Source organism: Rhodococcus sp. IEGM 1341 (assembly GCF_030056895.1).
GTDB lineage: Bacteria > Actinomycetota > Actinomycetes > Mycobacteriales > Mycobacteriaceae > Rhodococcoides.
Genome location: NZ_JASHKV010000006.1, coordinates 103,147 through 126,449 on the forward strand (window position 1 = coordinate 103,147; position 23,303 = coordinate 126,449).

At 58.7% G+C, this 23,303-nt stretch carries 15 protein-coding genes; 12 read left to right on the forward strand and 3 right to left on the reverse strand.

Translation table 11 applies throughout. From position 1 onward, the window contains the following. Positions 1–107: 107 nt before the first annotated feature. Positions 108–380: a hypothetical protein gene (locus QM615_RS15265; protein ID WP_283347586.1), complete on the forward strand. Its 273-nt coding sequence runs from the start codon at positions 108–110 to the stop codon at positions 378–380. A gap of 15 nt (positions 381–395) precedes the next feature. On the opposite strand, the gene QM615_RS15270 is transcribed toward QM615_RS15265, so the two are convergent. Together QM615_RS15270 and QM615_RS15275 are read right to left on the reverse strand one after the other, a co-directional pair. After that, on the reverse strand, positions 396–2,189 hold the full coding sequence (locus tag QM615_RS15270; RefSeq protein WP_283347587.1) for an alpha/beta hydrolase family protein: 1,794 nt from the start codon (positions 2,187–2,189) through the stop codon (positions 396–398). Between the two features lie 315 nt (positions 2,190–2,504). Beyond that, complete coding sequence (locus QM615_RS15275; RefSeq protein WP_283347588.1) at positions 2,505–3,221, reverse strand: hypothetical protein; 717 nt, start codon at positions 3,219–3,221, stop codon at positions 2,505–2,507. Between the two features lie 398 nt (positions 3,222–3,619). Here QM615_RS15275 and QM615_RS15280 point away from each other — a divergent pair, with 398 nt between their 5' ends. The 8 genes from QM615_RS15280 to QM615_RS15315 all read left to right on the forward strand — a co-directional run bounded on the left by QM615_RS15280 (position 3,620) and on the right by QM615_RS15315 (position 12,425). Then, the gene (locus tag QM615_RS15280) at positions 3,620–4,084 is read left to right on the forward strand and encodes a 5' nucleotidase, NT5C type (RefSeq protein ID WP_283347589.1); all 465 of its coding nucleotides are present in this window, start codon (positions 3,620–3,622) and stop codon (positions 4,082–4,084) included. Positions 4,085–4,177: 93 nt separating this feature from the next. Continuing rightward, entirely contained in the window at positions 4,178–4,822 is a 645-nt protein-coding gene (locus QM615_RS15285) for a vWA domain-containing protein (RefSeq protein ID WP_283347590.1), read from the forward strand. 143 nt (positions 4,823–4,965) lie between these two features. After that, positions 4,966–6,000 carry a PDDEXK family nuclease gene (locus QM615_RS15290; protein ID WP_283347591.1) on the forward strand — a complete coding sequence of 345 codons (1,035 nt, stop codon included), beginning with the start codon at positions 4,966–4,968 and terminating at the stop codon, positions 5,998–6,000. Between the two features lie 121 nt (positions 6,001–6,121). Then, positions 6,122–8,266: a DEAD/DEAH box helicase gene (locus QM615_RS15295; protein WP_283347592.1), complete on the forward strand. Its 2,145-nt coding sequence runs from the start codon at positions 6,122–6,124 to the stop codon at positions 8,264–8,266. An 83-nt stretch (positions 8,267–8,349) separates the two neighbouring features. Beyond that, the gene (locus QM615_RS15300; protein ID WP_283347593.1) at positions 8,350–9,672 is read left to right on the forward strand and encodes a hypothetical protein; all 1,323 of its coding nucleotides are present in this window, start codon (positions 8,350–8,352) and stop codon (positions 9,670–9,672) included. Positions 9,673–9,710: 38 nt separating this feature from the next. Continuing rightward, on the forward strand, positions 9,711–11,273 hold the full coding sequence (locus QM615_RS15305) for a PD-(D/E)XK nuclease family protein (protein WP_283347594.1): 1,563 nt from the start codon (positions 9,711–9,713) through the stop codon (positions 11,271–11,273). Further along, the gene (locus QM615_RS15310; RefSeq protein WP_283347595.1) at positions 11,270–11,416 is read left to right on the forward strand and encodes a hypothetical protein; all 147 of its coding nucleotides are present in this window, start codon (positions 11,270–11,272) and stop codon (positions 11,414–11,416) included. Before QM615_RS15305 ends, QM615_RS15310 begins: the two co-directional genes overlap by 4 nt. 19 nt (positions 11,417–11,435) lie before the next feature. Beyond that, on the forward strand, positions 11,436–12,425 hold the full coding sequence (locus tag QM615_RS15315; protein WP_283347596.1) for a sigma-70 family RNA polymerase sigma factor: 990 nt from the start codon (positions 11,436–11,438) through the stop codon (positions 12,423–12,425). Between the two features lie 223 nt (positions 12,426–12,648). On the opposite strand, the gene QM615_RS15320 is transcribed toward QM615_RS15315, so the two are convergent. Next, a complete protein-coding gene (locus tag QM615_RS15320) occupies positions 12,649–14,871 on the reverse strand; it encodes a putative dsRNA-binding protein (protein ID WP_283347597.1) in 2,223 nt (740 codons plus the stop codon). A gap of 413 nt (positions 14,872–15,284) precedes the next feature. On the opposite strand from QM615_RS15320, the gene QM615_RS15325 reads away from it, so the two are divergent. The 3 genes from QM615_RS15325 to drmB are packed head-to-tail and all read left to right on the forward strand — an operon-like array spanning position 15,285 to position 23,298. Beyond that, entirely contained in the window at positions 15,285–18,392 is a 3,108-nt protein-coding gene (locus tag QM615_RS15325) for a UvrD-helicase domain-containing protein (protein ID WP_283347598.1), read from the forward strand. Next, complete coding sequence (locus QM615_RS15330) at positions 18,389–21,589, forward strand: helicase-related protein (protein ID WP_283347599.1); 3,201 nt, start codon at positions 18,389–18,391, stop codon at positions 21,587–21,589. Before QM615_RS15325 ends, QM615_RS15330 begins: the two co-directional genes overlap by 4 nt. After that, the gene (gene drmB / locus QM615_RS15335; protein WP_283347600.1) at positions 21,586–23,298 is read left to right on the forward strand and encodes an MrfA Zn-binding domain-containing protein; all 1,713 of its coding nucleotides are present in this window, start codon (positions 21,586–21,588) and stop codon (positions 23,296–23,298) included. Before QM615_RS15330 ends, drmB begins: the two co-directional genes overlap by 4 nt. Positions 23,299–23,303: the final 5 nt, after the last annotated feature.

Below are 23,303 nucleotides of genomic sequence, written 5' to 3' on the forward strand. Positions count from 1 at the left end.
CTGGTACCTGCACTGGAACTACCGATCGAACTCCTGCGGGCATCGGTGTCGTGTGCAATCGTCGGTATCGGTCACTGCGACGATTCGACGGCACGGAAGGACATGGCGTGGGCGATCCGGAGTTCGGGCGTCCAGTGGAGGTCTTTGACGCGTTGCCGGCTGAGGGGGAGGCAGCCACGCGCACCTCGGAGACCCTGCGCACCTCGATCGGAGCATCGATCCAGTCGATCTCGACGCACAAACCGACGACATTCTGCGCAAGGCTCCTGCTGCGGGACTCAAACAGTCGCTGCCGAAAGGCACTCGTTTCGGCAGTCTCGGCCACACTCGAGGTGCGGCATTTGTGCGGTGTGGTTGCCGTTCTGTTGAAGAGCGAATGACGATTCACACTGGAATCAGGCCAAGGCAATGGGAGGCAACGTATCCGGACTGAGACCGTTTGCATCCATGAACTGGACCAGGTTCTGAGTCATGTCTCGCTCCGCGATCATCGCTGCCACCGAAGGTGCTTTTGCATCGCTTAGCGCCTCAACCGTGTTGATCTGCGCAGACAGTTCTGTCACCGCTGCCGACGCTTTCGACCACAGATCGTCATCGAAGTCATGGGCCAGGACTTTTTGCGCGTAGGCAACAGCTACGGCGAGCAATAGTTCCGCGGAACTCAACCGAGTCGCTCCTCGGCGTTTGGAAACGGTTGCCGCTGTTGTGATGGCTGTACCCGTCCCAGCGATGCCGCCGATCGTGGCCAGGCCGCCGGCCATGCCTCCGGGCCCCAGCGCCGCCAGTCCACCGGTCATCGCCGCTGCTCCCGCAGCCCCAGTCGGCGCGAGCGCAATGAGGCCGATCGGCGCGATGGCGATGACTGCCACCCCTGCACCGGCGATGGCCCATCGCTGCCAACTCGTCCCCGGCTTGCTGAGTTTGGTCATCTTGTTGTTGAAGCCTCGAATTGTCCACTTGAGGGCATCGCCGAAATCGCGGGTCAGCCCGATCTGCTCGGCGAAATCTGGTATGGCCTTGAAACTGGCGTCCGCGATGTCAATTTCAAATGGCGCGGTGAGATCGCTGAGCGCGAGGATGGTCAGCTGTTCGATTATGCTGGTAGTGCTCCAATAATCGGGTACTTTGGGCGTCTTTCCCTCTGCCAGCAAATGCAGTTCTTTTGGAAGTGGGATACCCTCTTTATCTGCTGCCCATATTTGGGCGACCAGGTCGCGCCGGTTAATTCGTATGGCTTCGGTGAAACGAGCCTTGATGTTCGCATCAGTAATCGCCTCAGCTACCGCGTACCGAAAGTGCAATTCCAATATCAAAGCGGCCGTATCGTCGGTCAGCGCTGTCGTCACCCTCGTGGTACGTCTTGGTGTCAGATCGGATTGGTGGTACGCGGTACCGACTGCTCTTGCCACGCAGTGTTGTTCGAGATACGCAGCCGAGCTATGACCGACCTTACCGATGTTCACCCGAATGTCCTGTACGTCGGCGAACACTGTCGCCAGTCCACGTGCGCGGGTGACCGGGTCTCGTCTACTGAAGAAATTCAGCCAGGAGTTGGTTCGTGAGTAGGGGAAGTTCCCGATAAGTTCGTGCCGGGACACTGCGAAAAGTCCGGTCTGTGCGGGGCTTCCGATTGTGACTACTCGACGGACCGAAACGCCGGCAGGAAGCCGCGGCAAGAGATCGACAGTCACGACGCTTCCGAGGCTGTGGCCAACTATGACGATCTCGCCTTGTGGAGGTATCTCCGCCAGGACCCGAGTCAGTACAGCTCCGCGAAGGCCTTTTTGGTGCACGTAGGCCTGAATCTGTTTGATTTCATTCGCGTACCACTTTTCGGGCATGGCGTTCAACACTGCACCCAACTTTGCGTCCATTGCGTCCAAGTCGGGCAGGGGGAATCCAAGAGCCTGAGCCGTCGGGTCGGCACCGACCACTCGCGCGGCCTCGATCTGCCTGTCGATGAACTGAGCCCGTTCTACCGAGAGATCGGACATCTTTCCGTTTACCGTTGGTTTCGGGATGATCGCCGCGGCGTCCGGACTCGAGAGTAGGTCGCTGTAATGAGGTGCGATGACGTCTTTCGGGTCGATCACTGGCAGGTTTTCGGCCAACAAGCTTGTGTTGAGCGCGTCGAGCCACGCTCGGCTCGTGTCGCCGTCGCCGACACCGTGCAAGTAGATCAACTTCATCGATGGACTGCCCTTCGAGCGGAGAGGATTGCGACATGGTTCGAGCACGAGGTTAATACCGGCTGTTCGGCTTATGCCAGGCAACCCGCAGGTCTGCGCCGTCCGTAGGCGGGACGTAATCGCTATAGAGTCGCGCCACCGAGGTGTATCCCCAGCCTGTGGCCGCGCGCTATCCGGTATCCAGCCGCGACTACACCCCCATGCCGCGAGTTCCGGCGGCCATGCGGTTGCGACGATCGACCGGGTTTGCTTGAATGACAGAGTCTTTCGCGACCACAACGTGAGCTGACAGCTCGTTTGATCTGTGCCTCCAGGCTAGAAGAGAGTCTGGTCCTGGGGGACGAGTTGGTCGGCAAATCGGTAGCTACAACCGATGTCGATCTTCTCGTTCGGGTCCTGCTTGTCCCGGAACCAGGTGACGCAGGTTTCCGCGGCCAAGCGACGATCCTTGGTGAACAGGTAGCCGTCGGTGCAGTCATCGAAGTGTTCCTGCAGGTACCACTTGTCGAGAGTGATTGCAGAAGCAGAATAGTGGGCGAGCAGCAAATGCCCGAGCTCTGTACGCGAGCGACGAACAAGGAATACCTCGTCCTCCATCACCTGGAGTTGAGCACACGGCACGTCGTCGGAATGGTGCTCGCTGGGGATGTAGTCGTTGGGTCCGAGGTCGATGATGAGTGCCACCGGTTGGTCGACGAGCGATTCGGCCAACCACTCTCGCGTGTAGACCCACGGATCGATCGCGAGACGGGTGCCCGCGGGGGTGAAGAACGCGGTCAGCAGCGCCCCGCCTTCGACAGGTGCGCCCCAGCCGTCCACCGAGTCTCCGCGGCCGAACAGGTTGAAATCGGTGTCGTCGTCCCTCCATAGGGTTCTCGACACGACCTGGCCGATCTCTATCTCTCGTTCCTGTTCGATTTCCACCGACCATCCGGCGTAGTCATGATCGAGGTCGGTGATCACGGCGTACCGATCTCCGTCGATGGTCGATGCGAAATGCCATTCCGGAGAGGCGTAGTCGGGTTGCTTCATATAGGTCTCCAAATCTTCGTCGGATCGAATCTCCTAGCCATACGGAGGGCTCGAGGGTCTATAAGTCCGCCACCAGTCGTTCGTACCCGTCTCGGGGCAGGTCGAGTGCATCATGGTGAGCGAGGGCTAAATGGACGACGCCCGGCACGAGCGGTGAGTATCTGGCGCAACCGGTTTCGCTCTCCCCTGGGACTCGGTGATATACGGCTGACGGTAGCGGAGGGGTCCGACACAATACGGACCTCACGGAGACGGCATCGGTCGCGAATCAGCTTGTCGTAGGCGTGTGCGATGATCGAAGCGCAGAACGGATCGAGTTCTGCTTCCTCTGCGGTGTCGACGTTCCCGCGACTCTTCCCTGACATTGCATCGCGAAGGTGCACAACGAAAGGTGCCCGATGGCCAAGAAAATTCTCTACGTAGACCTCGACAACACCCTTGTGAACTTTCAGTCGGGCATTGACCGAGCAGACCCGGCCGATATCGCGAAATACCCGGACGATCTCGATGAGGTACCGCACATCTTCTCACTGATGGATCCCATCGATGGCGCGCTCGACGCTTACCGCACACTGGCGGCGGTGTTCGACACCTACATCCTCTCCACCGCCCCCTGGAAGAACCCCAGCGCCTGGCACGACAAGGTGCTGTGGGTGCAGAAGCACCTCGGGTTCGACGAAGGATCCGTCGCCTACAAGAGACTGATCCTGTCCCACCACAAGAACCTGAATCGGGGAGACTTCCTCGTAGATGACCGACGCAACAACGGTGCCAGCGAATTCGACGGGGAATGGCTGCGGTACGGGGAAGAACCGTTCAAGACGTGGGACCACGTGACGGCCTACCTGATGGAACGGGCGTAACCGTCGTAGCGCAGTTCTTGTCGGTACCCCTCGGTATGGTTCGGCCATCATCTTCACCGCGTCACTTCGACGCACTTTAAATCAGGAGGTTCTTTGACCAATCCACAGCTCTCTCTCGTTGCTGCTCTGCTCGACCGCTCGGGTTCGATGAACACCATCGCCGATGACACTCGCGGCGGGTTCGATTCGTTCATCGCGAAGGAACGTGAGTCCGACGGCAATACCGTTGTCACGCTGGCTCAGTTCGACGACCGATACGAGTCGGTCTACAGCTCGAAGCCGATCGCGGAAGTACCGAACCTCGTGCTGGAGCCACGCGGGATGACTGCCCTCTACGACGCCGTCGGTCAACTCGTCACCGAGGTGGGTGCCGAGCTCAGTGCGTTACCCGAGGACGACCGCCCTGGCTCGGTCACCGTCCTGGTGATGACCGACGGGCACGAGAACGCGAGCAAGGAGTGGACCAATACTGCTGTGCGCGAGCTGATTGCGAAGCAGGAGCGGGATTACCAGTGGGACTTCGTTTTCTTGGGTTCCAACATCGACGCTGTCGAAGTGGGTGCTGATCTCGGATTCGCGCGCGATAAGTCGATGACGTACGTATCGACGACGGTGGGGGTCACGGCTGCCTTCGATTCGGTGGCGAGCTACCAGGACCGCAAGCGTGCTCAGGTGCACGGAGCGTCTGTGGCCCAGGGTTTCTCCGAAGCCGATAGGCGCAGGGCGCGCGGCGAATGAGTAAGAACGGCGGCAGCGGTACGGCAGAAGGTGCAATCGAGCTGATCTTCTTCCTCTGTATCGTTGCCGCAGTCATTGGTTGGGCGTTCAGCTGAGTCCGCACATAGTTACACGTCGAGCCAACTGATTGAGAGGGCGGTCTGATGGTCAAAGATGAGACGGCAAGATTTCTAGTCCGCGAGTTGGGATCCGAGGGCGGTTGGGCATCTCCGGAGATGTCGGCGTACGACGACGAAGACCATCTTCAGCGGATCATTGCTGCCGCGCCGGAGCATGTGCCGGGTGTCTCCGACTCTGCTCTCACGGTACGGGAGCTCGCCACATCGGCCGGGCCAGCGGATGTCTGCATCGTCGACCGTGATGGTTCGGTCACCGTCGTCGAATGCAAGCTGGCCTCGAACACAGAGCGACGGCGGATGGTGATCGGGCAGGTCTTGGACTACGCCTCTGCGATTTCGTTGGGTGGCGAAGCCTCGTTCAGGAGACAGTGGGCAAGGCGCGGTGGCGTCGACCTAGGTGTTCTCGAGGAGGAGGCGGTTGAGCGGCTTGCCGAGAACATCGCCACCGGGTGTGTGCACCTTTGCCTCGCTGTAGATCGCATCGATGCGGATCTGCGGAGACTGGTCGAGTATTTGAATCGAATTACACGCGTCGAGATCCGCGTGACGGCATTGCAACTCGCGTACGCCCGGCACGGTGGTCTCGAAATCTTGGTGCCGTCGACCTACGGGGGCGAGTTAGCCGATGCGAAAGCGCATTCGTCCGGCGACTCTGCGGGACCTGTTTGGACGAAAGAGTCGTTTCTGGAGGCCGTACTGTCTGACGGTGATCGGGCGTTGGCGGAAAAGTTGTTCGACCTGCAGGAAGCTCTCGACGTCTCCTACGGGACTCACGACGATTTCTGGTTCGGCACTCCACCACGTGGAGCGGTGTTCTTTCATCCCTTCGGGTATCGGTACCCGCCGATGTCGCTGTGGATCAACAAGTCCGGTCAGTTGATGGCTTCCGGTTCGTGGACGAAGTATCCGCACATCGCCACGCATGACGGGTTTGCCGAGCTCGCTGTATTTCTTGGTCAGAACCACAGGGCCTCGGCACCCGGTCGCAGGGTATCCGATCTGGACCTCGACAAATTGTGGAGCGTTGTCCTGGATTGCGCCCAGCAAATCAATGCCTAGGTCAGTCGTGCCGCGTCAATGTGCTCCGAACTGCTACCGCCGGAACTCCTACGCTCGTTGTGATCGTGTGCGAATGTGATCTTGAATATCGACACTGCGACCGCGTGGAAGGACATTCGGCGTGAGCGATCCGGAGCTGGAGCGTCCTTCAGAGATGTTCGATGCCCTATTTGCGGAGGGTGAAGCAGCAACGCAGGCCGCCGTAAGTTTGCGTGCATCGATCAGGGGCTCCGTCCACGCAGTCCTCGATGCGCAAGCCGACGACATCCTCCGTAAGGCACCCGCAGCCGGCCTGAAACAGTCCTTACCCAGGGGAACTCGCCTGGGCAGTCTCGAGCAGACGCGGCTAAGAACCGTATTGGATCTCGCGAAGTCATCACCGGCTGAGATCGGCGCCGTTCCGGGAATCGGGCCGCAGTCTGCACAAGCGATCCATGACGCCGCAGTCGCGCAGCGTAAGCGCATCCGGGCCGGCGAACGGGTGCGTCTCGATCCGCAACGAAAGCCCAAGCTCGAGGCTCAGCTGCTCGAGTCCCTCACAGCGCTGCGACGGGTGGAACGAGAAGTGCAAGGACTGCCAGTGGAAATCGCGCATCTGCGCACGCTGGTGGATCCCTGGCAGTCGGCTGCGTCCAGGTCTTATAGCTGGATTTCACGCATTTTCACCAGTAGAGCCAAGAAGCTCGAGTCGCAGAAAGCTGTGTACCAGCTCAATGCAGTCGCCAAATCGCCAGAGACGCAATCGATCCGCGAACACATCGCGCGGATCGTCGCTGCAGGTAGTCCAGCGGGTAATGTATGGACCGAGTACGAACGGGACGCGGCGTCGCTCAATGCACTGTTGAGCCAGTTCACGTCGCTCGGCGCGGCGGAGGTAGATGCGTCGCATGGCTTCGTCGGCTCCACCATCGCGAGCGAAACGCAGAAGGTGGTGCTGGACCGCACACACCTTCGGTCATATTTGCGGGCGTATCAGGCATTCGGGGCGCAATACATCCTCTCTCGGGGCAAGGCAATTCTTGGCGACGAGATGGGTCTGGGTAAAACCATTCAAGCATTGGCGGTAGCGGCACATCTTGCGGCGAAGGGGGACAAACACTTTCTTGTCGTCTGTCCCGCGAGCGTGCTGATCAACTGGTCCATCGAGACACGAAAGCATACGAAGCTGCGTCCACTTCAGTTGCACGGAGCAGAACGGGAGTCCGCAACCCAGGATTGGATTCGGCAAGGTGGAGTTGCTATCACCACCTTCAACACCCTTCAACGACTCGACATCTCGGTGACCCCAGCGTTGGTTGTCATCGACGAGGCGCACTACATCAAAAACAAAGCAGCGCAACGATCTATCGCGTCACACAAGCTGATCGGTAAGTCCAAGCGAGCAGTTCTTCTCAGTGGAACCCCCATGGAGAACCGCGTGGTCGAGTTTCGCAATCTCGTGGAGTATGTACAACCTGACACCGCTCGCCGAATCAACGCCTCGGACGGTCTCGGTGGCGGTGACCTTTTCCGGAAGACCGTGGCTCCGGCGTATCTGCGACGCAATCAGGTGGACGTCCTCAAGGAACTACCGGAACTCATCGAAGTCGAGGACTGGGTGCAACCGACGGCCGACGACAACTCGCGGTATCGGGACGCGGTGGCATCACGAAATTTCATGGCGATGCGACAGTCGGCATACGCAGGTTCGGGGCAGACGAAGTCGGCCAAGATGGAACGGTTGCGGGAAATCGTGGAGGAGGCTGAGGACAACGGCGCCAAGATCATCGTGTTCTCGTTTTTCAAGTCAGTGCTCGACGCAGTCCGCCGTGAGGTGCCAGGCGTCGTATTCGGCCCACTGACTGGTGCAACGTCATCGACCCAACGGCAGCAGATGGTCGACGACTTCACGTCGCACAATGGTCGGGCAGTGTTGGTCAGCCAGATTGAAGCCGGCGGCGTGGGCTTGAACATCCAGGCCGCCTCGGTGGTGATCCTGACTGAGCCCCAATGGAAGCCGAGCACTGAGGTCCAGGCGATCGCAAGGGCACATCGGATGGGCCAGATACGTACCGTGCAGGTGCATCGATTGCTGGCGAAGGACACCGTCGACGAGCGGATGCGCGAAGTGCTCGAGCGAAAGACTCAGCTCTTCGACGAATACGCGCGACGTAGTCAGGCGAAGGAAGCTGATCGAGCATCGGTGGACGACGGGTGGGACCAAGGCGTCGCTCCGGCAGAGAATTCGATCATCGAGTTGGAACGCAAGAGGTTGGGGCTGGCATGACGTGCTGTCTGACTGCTGCGGCGCTCCAAACCTGTCGGTCCGTTCGGTTAGGGTGAGCGTCAACAACCTCAGGAGGGCCCAGTATGACCGAGAGCACGTATGACGTCCCGGTTTGGACTTTGGCGACCGAAGAAATGGTGTCGCCGTTGGTGATGACCGAAGACGCGTTGACGAGCGCGCGGCTCAACGAGTTGCGAACGGTCCTAGCAGCCTTGGTCGATGCCCCACTGGCCACTCTTGAAGCTCATCCACTTCCGAAAACTGCTGATTTGTCCGGGGGAATACACCTGGAGAGTGCGAGCCCCCTGGCAAGTCATCTTTCCCAGTTGATCAGTCGTACGTCGAAGACGGGTGCGGCGAAAGTCGTTCACAGTGGTGGTGAGACGCTCTACCGGATGGTGGTGCCGGCAAAGGTAGCTACCCAGATGGGTAGCGGCGTGCTGAAGTCGATGACCTCGAAGGTTGCGACCGGTGGCGTGCATAGTGCGCTTGTGGGTTCTTCCGGTATCGCAGCACAGGCCACTTTCGTCCCGGTGGCCGGTTCGGCCGCCAACGCTGCGACTGGTGCTGTCGGTGGATCTGCTGCTACTGCGGGGGCTGCTGTCGTAGGTGCCAGCGCGTTGACTGTTGCGGCACCGTTAGTCCTGATGGCTGTTGCTGTGGGACTGAACGCGCGTGCGGAGCGCAATCGTCAACAGGCTTTGGACACCATTACCGAGATGCTCGGTGAACTCAAGGACAACGCTTTGACGGGTGAGCGTTCAGCGCTGAACGCATGTATTCCGATTATCGACAGTGCTTCGGCCATCCTCTTGGATGAGGGCAAGATCGGAGCCTCGCTGGGGTTGGACACCGCGGTCTTTCACATCAACGTCGGTCTTGCGAACGCCGAAACACGGCTGGCGGCATGGGAGGTATCTCTGAGCAAGTTCGAGGACGGCCGGGTCGAGGTTGCTGCTTTGGAAAAGGCGTTCAAAGGTATCGGCGGTGACGGCGGTGAGTTCCGGACTCATCTCGAGTTGGCGAAACTCTCGATCGACCTACAGCAACGAGTAGCAGTCCTGCAGGCGGTCGAGCACGCTCAGCTCGACCCGACAAGACTCTTCGAGGGATTCACCCAAGCATTGAAGCGGCGGGCTCAGCGTGTGGTGGCGTTGCATCACCGAATCTCCACCGTTCTTGGTCGCCTGTCGAGTCTCGAGATCGACCGCACACACGGTGTCCGTGACTTTGTCTTCAAATCGAGTGAGGTCGATACGCTACTTCGGACCTCCCGCCGTGTGCGCGCGTTGAGCGAATCGATCGAGCTGTTGGGTCCGCAGCCTGACGTTGCCATCGAGATCGCGCGCAAGGAAGATGGGTCACTGGTCGTCCTTCCCGCACAATCTGCATTCGCGCAGAGCTGAAAATTCCATTGATCAGCCCCGAAGAAAGAGACTGAACGTTGTCGATCATCGCTCCGCAGCACAGAGTAGTGCTCATCAGGCTGACGAAGTCTTACCCGATATCTGACGAATCTTCCCCGGAATTCCGTGGGCAGCTGTACGCCGCAACCAGTAAATGGTGGAAAATTGCTGCCAGCCGGACCGTGCAGGGTCCGGGAGCACCGGAATTCGCCTTCGCCGTTCATCGCGGTGTCGTCAAAGCCGTCTACAAGATCGAGAGCTGGCGGCGTTCCCCGGACAGTACGCGTTTCGGATTCTCTGGCACATCCAGCAGTGAGCTTGACGGCATCTACGGAGGATTGGATGTGTCGCAATACTTTCCGAACGGGGCTTCCAACCCGGTCCGGTTCGTCAATTGCAGTTCCGCTGCGGCAACAGCGGTCACGCCTGATGAATTGGTTGGAGCACCTCAGTTGTCAGAGGTCGATCGAGTCGAGCTCATCACCGAACTCGCGCGAAAACTTGACCAAGAACCCTTAGCTCACATCATGCTCGGAGGTCGCGAGCTCTTTCACACCAACCTGCTTGCATGGTTTTGTCGCGAGATGCCACAACAAGCCAGCGACGTATTCGATGCGCTGGTCCCCATCCCGGATTCTGCCGACACAAAGCCTCAGGGCTATATACGCAGGGTCGACCGCGAACGAGGCCACTTGGACTTGTCGATCTGGTGGGACGATCACCGAACTCCGATGGTGATCGAGAACAAGGTCTTCAGCTTGCCCGATCCCGATCAGCTGGACGGCTACTCAGCGCGCATCCTCAACGACACCGAACTCGATCGGCCCACTCAAATAATTCTGAGCTTGCAGGACCCGCAATGGCCCGAGGATACCTTTGACACCACTGACCGCGTACCGGGAGGCGCGTCCTGGGTGAGGGTCTCATATGGAAGGTTGTCTGAGCTGATCTTGCACGCGCTCGAAGGTGTGAGCGTGTCCTACGAGGTTGAAATCATCCGTCACTACGCGGAGATGATCAAAGTCCTTCAGGAACTGGCCGACGCGGTCACAGTCCGGTCGGAAGACGAACCTGTGCTGCTCACCGATAGCCTGGCAGGTGCCCACATCGAACAGCGGCTTCTATGGTCGCTCGCCAAGCTCCGGGCGCGATCGGTATCCCAGATTATTCAGTCAGATCTCGATGCATGCAGCTTTGATTGCACGGTTGACTCGGGGTTCTCCAATGGGACACCAGTAATTACGGCTTTCCACTACCTTCAGCCGAATAGAGCGAAAGGTACCTCAGTTGGTTGGCAGCTGCAAGGTCGAGAGTTTCGACTGTGTGCCGTGCTACCTGGGCTGGCTGGCGCAAGCGACGCTGATGCCCAGTCTCGGCTCGACTGGGGGAAATCGAACTGTCAGCACTTCGACTTCAGTGTCGTGGACCCGGCACTGAACTCGGCTGCTCTTCAGGAATATCCAAAGGGCGACGCTGCCAGCGGAGCGTTCAACAAATTCAACCCGGATTTCATTTACAGATCGAAGAAACTTGATTCACTGACTGTTGCACAACTGCTCCATGCCGCGCGCTTGGCTGCCCGTTCGAGGTCGACAGAATGACCAGTGTCGGCGGAGTCGAGGATAACCGTCAGACCGAGTACGGGGATTTTATATCGGGTGTAGAGGACGAGGAGATCTCGGTGGAGTCGAAATTGTTGGAGCGAGAGGCAGGCAAGGTTCGCGGCGCTGTACTGGCAACTTAGAACGCAAAACCTTATGACAGTGAATGCCTATCATGTCGAGCTGGTCGTGTCCGCCGCTCGGGAAGGAGATCCGGATGGCGATCTCGAGCTGGACCGTTATGGATTCGAAGGGATCGGGCACTACCTGAGACAGATCGGTCAAGTAGCTCTGCTCGATGCGCAGGATGAGGTCGAGCTCGCCAAACGGATAGAGGCTGGACTCTTCTCGGGCTACCACCTGGGGAAGCTGAAGGAAGCAGGCGTCACTCTGCCGTCTTTTCTTCGGCGTGATTTGGCGTGGGTGGCAAGGGATGGTCGCCGCGCTCAAACACACTTGATCGAAGCCAACCTGCGGCTCGTTGTTTCTCTAGCGAAGCGGTACCAGCATCGTGGTCTCGATCTTCTCGATCTCGTACAACATGGCAACCTGGGGCTGCTGCGGGCGGTTGAGAAGTTCGATTACAAGACTGGCCACAGATTCTCGACTTACGCGACGTGGTGGATCCGGCAGGCAATCGTGCGCGGTGTCTTCAACGAAGCTCGAGCGATACGACTTCCAGTCCATGTTGAAGAAGCACTGGCGAGGATCAAGCGAATCGAGTCCGCACTCGACCGTGGAACTCAACGCAAGGCAGCCATAGACATCGTTTCGGCCGAGGTGGCCATGACCGAAGACGAGATCAACGAGCTCAAGAATGCCGCGCGGAGAGTGCTCAGTCTGGAGTGGCTCGTCTACGACACGGACAGTCACTATGCGGACTTGTTCGATCATGATGAAGTCGCGGCAATAGACCTAGTCAGTCACTCGCTGCTATGCGATCAACTGGATTCCGTTCTCGAGACGCTTTCAGCGCGTGAAGCAACCATCATTCGCTATCGAAACGGTATCGGACTCGGTCGACACCTAGAACGCGACGAGGTTGCTCAGATGTACGGGTTGACCAGCGAACGCATCCGCCAAATCGAGACCGACACTATGAAGAAATTACGTCACCCCTCCCGATCACAAGTGCTGCGAGACTATGTCTGAGTGCTTAATACATCCCGGCGCGATCGATGACTGCAATGGCCTTGTCAAGTCAACAGCGTCTCCGAAATCAGGCGCACGCGGGTCAGCTCGGCGAAGGTCATACCTTCTCCGCCGATGGACTCCGCAAATGGACAACCGAAGGCGTGCGGATGACCTGACCGGTCCCTTCGGGCTTGCGATTTCGAGGTCATTATGAGTCTGTTTATTTGAGAAATATAACCGATCACTTCCTGAAGGCGTAAGTGAAATTTCGTGTTTGGTAAAGCATTTTATTGTTTATAGATTTGGGTGCGCAGTCGAGTAGAAGCTTGATTTTTTCAAACATCGACCTGTATTGATCTAGCGGATATCGATCGCGAAATACAAGACGTTTTGCACCCAGGTCTTTGGCTGCATACTTTGGGTTGGCGAAAACCTCGTGCCACGGCAGTTTGGCGACTTCATGCCGGACTACATACGTAGCATGGCGTCTTGCCGCGGGGCTGATCGCGATTGCATCCTCGCCTCCTCCTCGGGAAATAACGAGGATCAAGTAATCTTCGTTGATATTATCTCCGGCGTCTAGTTCTGATCTTGACGTTGAGTAGCCTGTATAAAGAGTGCACTTCTTTTGTTTGTAGCGTCGTGCGACTAAATCCAAGATATCCGTCCGTTTGTGATCGAGTGCCGGCATTGTGTTGGAATTATTGCGTTCGTAATGAATCTGTCTATCCGCCACGAAACTTCTGGTTCCGAGCGCGTCGGGAAGCACCTCGAAAGCGAGTCGCGCGTACTCTTTGTCTATACCATTTGCCGCTGAAGTGAGTTCTTTTGGATCGCCGTTGCAGCCACTTGATTCTGAATACGGCGTTTCTGTGAAAGCATTTATATTCGCGGGTCTGTCATGCTCCGAAGATTCGTCGATGGCATCGAGGTGAGTGCGAAAAAATTCGACATGAGCGGCAATGGATGGAGTGGGCTGGCCGAGCGGTTGTCTGAGCCATTCCAGTGCTCGAATCAGCGGACGGGCTGCATCTGCCTTTGCTCCTTTGACGGAGCTGCATTGTGTGCTTTGCGTAGAAGTCGAACTGTTGGTTCCGGGGCTCGATACTTTCAATTCAACGATGAACATTCGGCCGTTCATAGGTCCCGACGTGCTGACTGTCGCGTAACTGTGGTCAACCCGGGTTTTGACCAGTAGCTCTTGAAGTTTCGTTACTGGATCCTGGTCGCGAGGCATCGCTGGATTTAGGATTGGGAGGGCGGGTGCCCATTCTTGCGATAGTAGTGCTGTAAGGCTCTCGGGTTCGCCTAGAGAAAGGTATAACGCTCCAGCGAGAGCCTGCAGGCATGAGGCCACCATCTCTGGTTGTGTTCCGTTGGCTCGTTGACCTCGTCCAAGTAGAATCGCGCGGTCAAGACGTAGTAGTTTTGCTGCCAGCGTTAAGCTTTCATTCGTTTGCGTGAGATGGGTATAGCCCGCAGGGTTATCGTCGATCTGCGACGAGACTACCGAGCGTGTGTAGTCATAGCTCAGGACGGTTGCGCCTACGAAAGCGAGGAGTCGGTTGTCTGTTTGATTGGTCCGATTCACAAGTTCTTTATTCTCGGACACCCAAGAGCTATGCAGAAATGCCTGCTGGACCAGGGGTCTCCAATCTGGCTCGATTGATTGGTGGCGCATTAAGGAATTGCATACTTGTTCGGTGGTTGGCGGTAGCCCTATACTTCGCGGCAACGAGAAGGGCGTAATTTTACTGGTTTCGTATGAGCCGTACCGTCGGACGAACTCATCGGCTGCCTGCAAGCGGGCTAATTTCTTGCTGGCTGCCGAACCGACTGAGCTGCGTCCGTCAGCGACCGAGAACGCAGCCTCGAAGACAGGCGCATGATCTGGACCTTGCTTAGAGTACGCCCAGGTCTGCTCTGCGACCGGTACAATTTGCGTCAGTGCGGTGATGGGATCGGTGGACGGTGTTCGCCCTGAGAGCAGGTCGACGAAGAATCGCGAAACAAGTTTTACCGCGACGTCTTCGAGTCGCGAATGCACGAGCTTCCCGAGAAGGGTGAACAGTACGTCGGACGCCATTTTCGCAGAGATCTGGCCGGGGTCGACTCCTTTTCCAAGCTTCACGACATCACGCAGGTTTGTCGAATCCAGTGCCCAACCGCGGAACTTGACGCGCGCATGTGCTCGAAGGCTAGAGAGTATGCCGACATTCTCGAACCCGCGGTCGAGATACAATCTGGCGGCGAGTTCGCGGTCGAACCAGTCATTTCCTAGAGCTATAAGCGAGTCCAAGACGCCGGGGGTGAGCGCGGAACTGGAACTGCCGCTTTCGTGCGCATAGCTGATATGCGTTAGTCCGATTCGTAAAGCGGCCTCGATATCCTCCGAGCCAGGATGCGGCGACGCCGCAGGCGAAAGAAGGTCGATCCGGTTTGCACCGTCGTTCGGCTGAATCACAACTTCCTCATCCCTGTGGGGTCTCGTGTACCGCGGCCTTAGATTCGGTTAGCGAAGGGTAGCGAAAAACCGCACTGGCGGGACGAACTTCGGCTTCGTTGTATTTCGGGCCCGCAAGCGGTTTGGGGCGCGCGTATCGCGTGTCCCGTCGACTGGCAGTTTTCCCGTGGGAGGTGCAGTTAGCGCGTTGAGTCGAGATCGCAAGCGGGGCCGTGGCGGATCGAATCGATCCCGTCGCGGAGCGTCGATCTTCGACGGCCGCCCCACGCGGCTGCCACCATCGTGCGCTCGACCCGCACCTGCAGTCGCGTCTTTCCGGTGACTACGACGCGGTTTGTTGACACGCACGGGGACGTAAACGGGCCGGGCAGTCTGCCCACGGGATAGGTTGTTGGAGACTGAAAGGAGCGTCTTTGCGTTCGGTTGTGGAAGTGCAGGCTGTTGCATCGCTACGAACTGTTCTGGTCGAAGCACGTGCACTTGACGACCGAGTGAGGCGTGCAGCTGTCCAGAACGGTGGTGTGGCGTCGTTTGTGACGTCTCTGACGGACTCGGTGGGCGAGCTGGCGGCCTCGGTGACGGCTACTTCAGATGGATTGCTGGTGCTTCGCGGCGACGTACGAGAAACCGAGGTTCCTCCTCGCTTGCCCTGGCCTCTGGATGAACTCATCGACGACTCAGAGCTAGCGGATTGGTCGCCTGACGTTCTGGTTGTTGATCTCAGCGAAGTCCATACGTACGCAAGCTTCTATCGCCGTGAGTACGGGCTCGACCTGGACGCTCTCTTCGGCGACTACCGACGCACATGGAGGTCATGGGCTCGTTCGCAGCGTCGAATCCAAGAGGGAGCCGAGCTCTACGATGCGTTGGACGAGCTCGAACGGTCCGTGTCAACGCCGGGTGACCTCGACACGGTGCTCGCGGCCTGGCGTCTGCGCGTCCCAGAGTTCGCCGTGGATGCGCACATAGCATTCCGGGCAGCAAAATTGACCAGGACAGCGGGGACTCGCCCAACCGGTGAGCTGAACCAGGACGACGAGTTCACGGATACACAGGTACCCGCGATCGCACTACACGTCGACGCTGCCGATATTCTGTTCTTCGAGTTCGGGTCGACCGGTATAACTGCGGGTGACCACGAGCCGCTGCAGGTTCGTCCTAGCGGTGTCGAACAAAATGATCTGCCCATCGGATCTCGCGTCCGTGACCGGGTCTTGTCCGACATACGGCCGACCATTGCGAGTGCCATAGACCGGCGGTGGGGTCCGAGCACCTCGTGGACCCTGACGATGAGCCCTGCCTTGGTGGTGGCCGAACCGGTTGCAACCCACTATCAAGCAGACGTGCGGCGGCTGCAGAACGCTGTCGTCGATGCACTACGTCCATGGCCCGATCTTTCTGAGTCTGCAACGTCGGGCCTGTCCAACGCGGTCGCCGGGCGATGGGCGAGCTCGATCGAGCAACGCTTGACGAGCCTGCTGGCGCGCCTGGAAGGTTCAAATGAATCCCGAGCGCCCCTTGATCAACCAACAGCTTCACCAGTAGTCGAAGTAGGTCGGATAGCCACACCGAGGTTCCGCGATCGGCTCAGGGCCAGAAGGCACCCCATCGACGCGTTGACGCGGTTCCGTGACCGGCGCCGCGCAGCCGCTGAACTGGCAACGCCTACTTCAGTTTCGACGAGCGAACCCGAAACCCTTTCTCTAGAGGTAGATCTGGGTGCGACTGCATTCGAGCTCGATCACCTTCAACGTCGCATCGCCGAGGCGGAACCAGAACACCGACTTGTGGTCATAGCCGGCGCTGGGCAAGGCAAAACCGAAGTTGTCGCAGCGCGACTCGACCATCTGGCACGCGAGTGCGACCTGTCGCTGTCAACTGAGGTGCTTGTCCTGAGCTTCTCGAGGGCCGCGGTATCCGCTGTTCGTAGTCGACTTCAGACGCGGGTGCTGGCACAAGCGGAAATTCGCACGTTCGACTCCTTCGCCAACAGGGTCATTATCGATGCCGACGAAGAGCCAAAGGGGAACTTCGAGAATCGAATTGCGCGTGCAGTGCAGCTACTGACCGACGGCGATATCGATCTGCCCATGCTGGACGACATCCAGCACGTGGTCCTGGATGAGGTTCAGGATCTGGTGGGTCAGCGAGCACGGCTAGCGCTGGCTCTGATCGACAGATTGGGCGGCGATGTCGGCTTCACTGCACTCGGCGATCCGAATCAAGCGTTGTACGACTTCCAGCTGACTCCGGAAGAACGGATTCAGCGGTTGGACGTGATCCACGAATTGAGCCGACTGGATGATGTAGAGGCGACCGGTCTCCAACGAAACTTTCGTGCACGTGGAGAAGTTCCTCTGGCTGTCGTACAGCTAGGGCCACGTTTGAGGACCATCGAAGAGCCGGCTGCAGCTCGTGCAGAGGTCGACCAGTTCATCTCAGGATTGGATGCAGTGGACTCAGATACTTGGCTGGGTGATGTTTACCGCGCAGGCAAGAGTACCGCTGTACTCACGAAGACCAATGGAGACGCTTTGCGAGTGTCTCAGCAACTGACATCGATCAACGTCCGGCACACATTGAGACGAACGGCTCAAGAACACGGTGCTCGCGCGTGGGTTGCCGAGCTCACCCAGCAATTGCCGAGGAACCTCAATAGACGCGAGGACGTCATCTCTGCGTTGCGCAATACGTCGGTGGCAAACCCGACGGACGCGTGGAATCTATTGAAGGAATCGGAGGGGCGTACACAATTTCCCAACGACCTTGACGTGTCCCGTGTTCGAAAGGTGATCGGGGGATACGGAATACCGACTGCCTTGCTGGCCGATACAACCGAGGACGTTGTTGTCTCCACCGTTCATCGTGCGAAGGGGCTCGAATTCGACCGAGTCTTCCTGTACGACAACAAGTACGAATCCGGCGAAGACGACCTCGCGATTGCTCGCCGCAACTACGTGGCGCTGAGCCGCGCCCGGGACGAGATAGTCAGATGTACCCCCAAGAAGACAAGGTCTTGGATGCAGAAAGATTCAGGACAGACAGGTCGTTGGACTGAGCAAGGCTTCGGGGCTGGTGGGAAAAAGCTAGCGCGGGCGATCGAAGCTCGCGTCGAGGACATAGACACTGACGAGCCGTTCGAGGTTGACGGAAATGCAGTGGCAGTGCAGGAGATTCTTGCGAGCGGGGCGTTGGCGGGGCGAACGGTGACTCTCCATCTGGACTTGGACTGGACCCACCGTGACGCACCGATCTACCTTGTGAAGGGGCCGACGGGTACAGCTTTTGCCCGTACCACCGAGCAGTTCGGGCGTGAGGTCCGGCGCATCTTCACCATCGGAAGCGCACGATGGCCGACGATTATCAATGGCGCGACGGTGATGTCGATCGAGTCGGTGGTGGGGTCACCCGAAATCAGTGAACAAGTAGGGCTTGGCGAGTCCGGGATCTGGCTTGTGCCCCGACTGGCAGGCTTGATTCGGCCGGACTGGACAACGAAATGGGACGGTAAGAACCGATGACTGGCGCAACTGACCTCGATGAGATGTACGGGTTTCGAAGCGAAATGGTTGAGGATCTTCGACGCGATCTCCTCGGGCCCGCAGGCGGGGACGAAGAAGTTCTCGAAGAGGCTCCTCTCGACCGTTACGTGGTGGGTGTGCTGTGGCCCTTGGATGATGCACTGCAGGACGAGCCGGAGCCCGACAGTGCGGAGCCCGACACGGTAGATGGTGCGAGTGATTCGCCCGTCGCGCAGTCCCTCATGCGCTACCCCTCATCGATGGGTCTGACCTTCACCGTCGACTCGACTCTGGTTCACGAAGTTCACTTCGACATCTCGGCGGCACAATACGAACCTTCGGAGGATTTGGTCGAACCGGACGACTCCTCGCCTCGCCGCCGTGGCCGCACCAGGCCAGCAACGTGGAGCAGGAAGCTAGTCCGCCCCGATCGAGTGACGCATTCGTTGGCTACCAAGGGTGCCGTGAAACTGCGTGTGGCACCAGGTCTCGAACTGTACGTCCTCACCCGTAACCCGCGGGATGGCAAAGTCACGGTTTCAGCAGTTGCCCGCAACGTACAGACTGCAGAAAAGAATGAACTCAAGGACGCCAGGGCATGGTTTCAGGTCGAGCTGATCGTGTCGACGGATGTCGATGCGATAGTCGACCGGAGCATGCCCAACCGACTCGGAGCCGAAGACGATCTACGATCCGCCCAACTGATCTACCGCAATGCGCGAAACTTCGGGATCGGTCACGGTTGTGCCGTCACGTGGTACGGAGTCTCAGCCGCGATCACCAACCGAATTGGAACAACGCTGCTGCCCGCACAGGAGGTTTCTCGGGCGCGACCAGGACAAGTGGGTTCCGACGTAGATCTGCGGATGTCGTTTCTCGCCGGCGCAACGACTGAGACACTTATCGGAACTTTGGGCAAACTGGTGGCCGCGTATCGCGAGTGGATTTCGGCATTGGAGACATCCCTGGCTGCCGGGGAAACCGATGTGCCGGAGTCACTTACGCCGACGGCTGCCGAGCACATCGAGAACGCCCGCGAAGCGTCCACTCGTATCGAGGCCGGAATTGAGCTGCTGGAGCAGGATCCGGACGTACTGCGTGCGTTCCGGTTAGCCAATTCCGCGATGCAAGCCCAGCGAGCCAGGCAGGTATGGGTCCGTAACGGCGCTACCGGGACTGCCGGCGACGGTGAAGAGCAGTCTTGGTATCCATTTCAACTCGCCTTCATTCTGTTGAATCTTCCGAGTGTCGCTGATCGCAGCCATCCGGAACGTGATGTTGCAGACCTTCTGTGGTTCCCTACCGGTGGCGGCAAGACCGAGGCATATTTGGGACTTGTTGCATTTGTTGTTCTGCTGCGCCGAATTCGTGATGACGCCGCAATCGGTGTAGCTGTCATCATGCGGTACACGCTGCGCTTGCTTACGATTCAGCAGTTCGAGCGCGCAACCATGCTGATGTGTGCGCTCGAGCAGATCAGAACTTCGGACGGCAAGCTCGGGGCGAGGCCGTTTTCGATAGGCCTGTGGATAGGGCGTGGAGGGACGCCGAACACTCTGGCTGACGCAAAGAAATCGTTGCTGGCGTTGAACTCTGAATCCGAAATCAATGAGGCCAATCCGGTGCAGCTGACTCAATGCCCCTGGTGTGGGCGGGCGCTCAACGATTCGCATTACAAGGTGGTCTCCAGCCCGTCGCCGAAACTTGTCATTGCGTGCGGCAACCGGGCCTGCGACTTTGCATCAGGCTTGCCCGTCTACGTCGTCGACCAGGATATTTACGAGTATCGACCCGAGCTGATTCTCGGAACTGTAGACAAGTTCGCCATGATGGCGTGGCGCGCCGAGGTGGGGAAGCTGTTTGCACGAGATGGAGTCGGTAGTCCTCCCGATCTCATCATTCAGGACGAGTTGCATTTGATCTCAGGCCCTTTGGGGTCGATGGTTGGCCTGTACGAAACCGCTGTCGATCTGGCGTGTTCCACGGTCGACTCGAGCGGTAATGTTTCGTCGCGGCCGAAGGTCATCGCTTCGACCGCCACAATTCGTCGGGCGAAGGACCAGATCAAACTTGTCTTCGACCGGGAATCGCGCCAATTCCCTCCTCCAGGAATCGATCCCGACCAGTCCTTCTTCGCTGAGCCTGCACCGCGTGAAGTTGCGGGAACGCGCATGTACGTCGGTGTGATGAGCCCCGCAACGAGCCACGCAACGCTGTTGGTCCGGACCTACGGAGCGCTACTCCAGGCCGCTCGAGACATCGATGGGCGACCTGAGGTTCGCGATCCTTACTGGACGCTGCTTGGTTACTTCAACAGTTTGCGGGTTCTCGGCAGCGCCTTGCTTCAGGTCGAGGGGGACGTGCGCGAGCGAGTTGGAGTCGTGTCGCGGCGGACCGGTACCGAGGCGCGACGCCTTCAATCGGCCGGTGAGCTGACAAGTCGTGTGTCATCTGCGGAGATCCCTCGGAGGTTGAAGAGTCTGGAGCGGACTTTCCAGTCCGGCAGCGCGGAAGACGTAGTGCTGGCAACGAACATGATCTCGGTAGGCGTGGATATCGACCGGCTGGGGCTCATGACAGTGATGGGTCAGCCGCAATCAAGCTCCGAATACATCCAGGCAACAAGCAGGGTCGGTCGACGTTTCCCTGGGTTGGTCGTCACCATCTTCAACTCGGCACGATCGCGCGACAGATCGCACTTCGAGAACTTCTTGCCATTCCATCAGGCCCTGTACAGGGCTGTCGAGGCGACGAGTGCAACGCCGTTCGCAGCGCGTGCGCGCGATCGCGGGCTTCACGGCGTGTTTGTCGCGCTGGCGCGTCTCATGGTCGACTCGATGTCTGGTGAACGCGGGGCTCACTCGGCGCCGAGTCACGAGGCCGAGCTGCGCCGTCTGATCGCACTCATCGCGAGTCGGGTGGAATCGACCACTGAGGGTGAAGAAACCTCGGACACCGTCGAGCAACTCGAAGAAATGCTGAAAGTGTGGATTGCAGAAGCACGAGCGCGGGATTCAATGAAATATGAAAACCGAAAAGACTCGTCGGACACGCTTCTCGTCGAACCGTCGTCTGCGCTGACCAATGAAGACATCGAGTACACGCTGGCCGAGACACCCTGGCCGACGCTGATGAGCCTGCGCGATGTCGACGCTGAGAGCGCGTTGTACTCGATCCGAATGAGGAGCCAGTCATGACCATTGCGAAAGCTCGGCGCACGCAGCTCATCAGCACGTACGGCGTGGGTAGTCTGTTTCCCTCCGACACAACGAGTTACATGATTGCCGGTATCCACGAGTGGAAGCCTCGTGAGGCGGACTCGATCAGCGAACCAAGGCTCGCACGGAGCCTGGGTGTCTCCGAACTGAAGGCACCTCCGGCTGGGTCCAAGCGGAAGCGCGACATCCCCGTTATCAGATTTCCTGTCACCCAAGTGTGTCCGTCCTGCCGCCGTATCGACTCGATCGGCAGGCTTTCGAACGACAGGGAAGTCAGCCGGTGTAGCTGCGAGAAGCGGACAGAGCTGAGTCCTTTTCGTCTGATCGTGGCATGCGCACGAGGGCACATCGATGAATTCCCCTATTACCGTTGGCTACACCAGGGGCAGGATGGCGGATCGAATCACACGATGCATCTGAGGGCGCAGGGGCGCACATCGTCTCTGGCTGACTTGGAATTGACGTGTACTTGCGGGGTGCAGCCTCGAAGTCTCGATGGTTCTGCAGGCCCGAAAGCACTCGCCGAGTTCGGTAGGTGCGCCGGACGGCGACCGTGGCTAGGCCCTGACAGTGCACAGGCATGTGACGAAACCCCGCGGACGCTGCAGCGAGGAGCATCGAACGTCTGGCTACCTGCGGTGAGGTCGGCCATCTCGATACCTCCGTACTCTGCTGCGCTTGCCAAGTTCGTCGATCGTCATTGGGTATCGCTCGGAGACCCAGAAGCCGTGACCCCGGCGCTTCTACGGAACTTGGCAAAGCACTCTCGCAGATTTTCTGTACAGCAGATCGAGAACGAGCTGGAGCGCCGCCGTGGCGAAGCGCTGGATGATCTTCTGACCGAAGAGGCCTTGCGACGGCAGGAGTACGCGGCATTGCGAGAAGGCCGTGAACAAGAAGGTCTCGACGACGATTTCGTTTGCCTGGAGCGTGATGTACCGGTCGATTTCGAGCACCTCATCTCGGACGTGCGCAAAGTTACCAGGCTTCGCGAGGTGCGAGCACTCTATGGCTTTACTCGACTCGACGACGACAACACCGAGGACAATCTCTGCGCTCTGTCACCGGATAAGACCCACTGGCTGCCTGCGATCGAGGTGATCGGCGAAGGCGTCTTTCTGGCTTTTCACCGTGATGTCCTTGAAGAGTGGGCCCAAGAGAAGTTTGCGGCCGAGAGGTGGAGTCTGCTGGAGCGGGCCGCCGGCCCGGGTCTGTCCCGCCCAGACGAGCGAAACCTGACCGGGGTGATTCGCGTCGCGCTTCACACGTTCGCACACGTCCTGATCGATCAATTATCGCTCGCTGCAGGGTATCCCGCAGCGTCGCTTCGCGAACGGCTGTACATCGATGACGGGGAGATGGCGGGCGTTCTTATTTACACGGCGAGTTCCGACTCGGCGGGCAGCCTCGGTGGAGTGGCATCGCAGGCCGAAACCGAGCGGTTGGGGCCGGCCCTGGCTGAAGGATTGGCGAGACTGTCCTGGTGCTCGGCCGATCCCGTGTGCATCGAATCGCATGGCTCGGGAACGGACGCGCTCAACCTAGCCGCATGTCACGCGTGCGTACTGCTTCCAGAAACGTCGTGTGAACTGGGCAACCGCTATTTGGACCGGGCATTGCTGTTTGGGACGCCGGAGGGTGGCCATGAAGACAAAGGCCTGTTCAGTGACGCGCTCATGTCGATCTAGGCGTC

Excerpts from the sequence above, each read along its gene's own strand:
- QM615_RS15270 (WP_283347587.1), bottom strand. The coding sequence starts at position 2,189 with ATGAAGTTGATCTACTTGCACGGTGTCGGCGACGGCGACACGAGCCGA.
- QM615_RS15275 (WP_283347588.1), bottom strand. The coding sequence starts at position 3,221 with ATGAAGCAACCCGACTACGCCTCTCCGGAATGGCATTTCGCATCGACC.
- QM615_RS15280 (WP_283347589.1), top strand. The coding sequence starts at position 3,620 with ATGGCCAAGAAAATTCTCTACGTAGACCTCGACAACACCCTTGTGAAC.
- QM615_RS15290 (WP_283347591.1), top strand. The coding sequence starts at position 4,966 with ATGGTCAAAGATGAGACGGCAAGATTTCTAGTCCGCGAGTTGGGATCC.
- QM615_RS15300 (WP_283347593.1), top strand. The coding sequence starts at position 8,350 with ATGACCGAGAGCACGTATGACGTCCCGGTTTGGACTTTGGCGACCGAA.
- QM615_RS15310 (WP_283347595.1), top strand. The coding sequence starts at position 11,270 with ATGACCAGTGTCGGCGGAGTCGAGGATAACCGTCAGACCGAGTACGGG.
- QM615_RS15330 (WP_283347599.1), top strand. The coding sequence starts at position 18,389 with ATGACTGGCGCAACTGACCTCGATGAGATGTACGGGTTTCGAAGCGAA.
- drmB (WP_283347600.1), top strand. The coding sequence starts at position 21,586 with ATGACCATTGCGAAAGCTCGGCGCACGCAGCTCATCAGCACGTACGGC.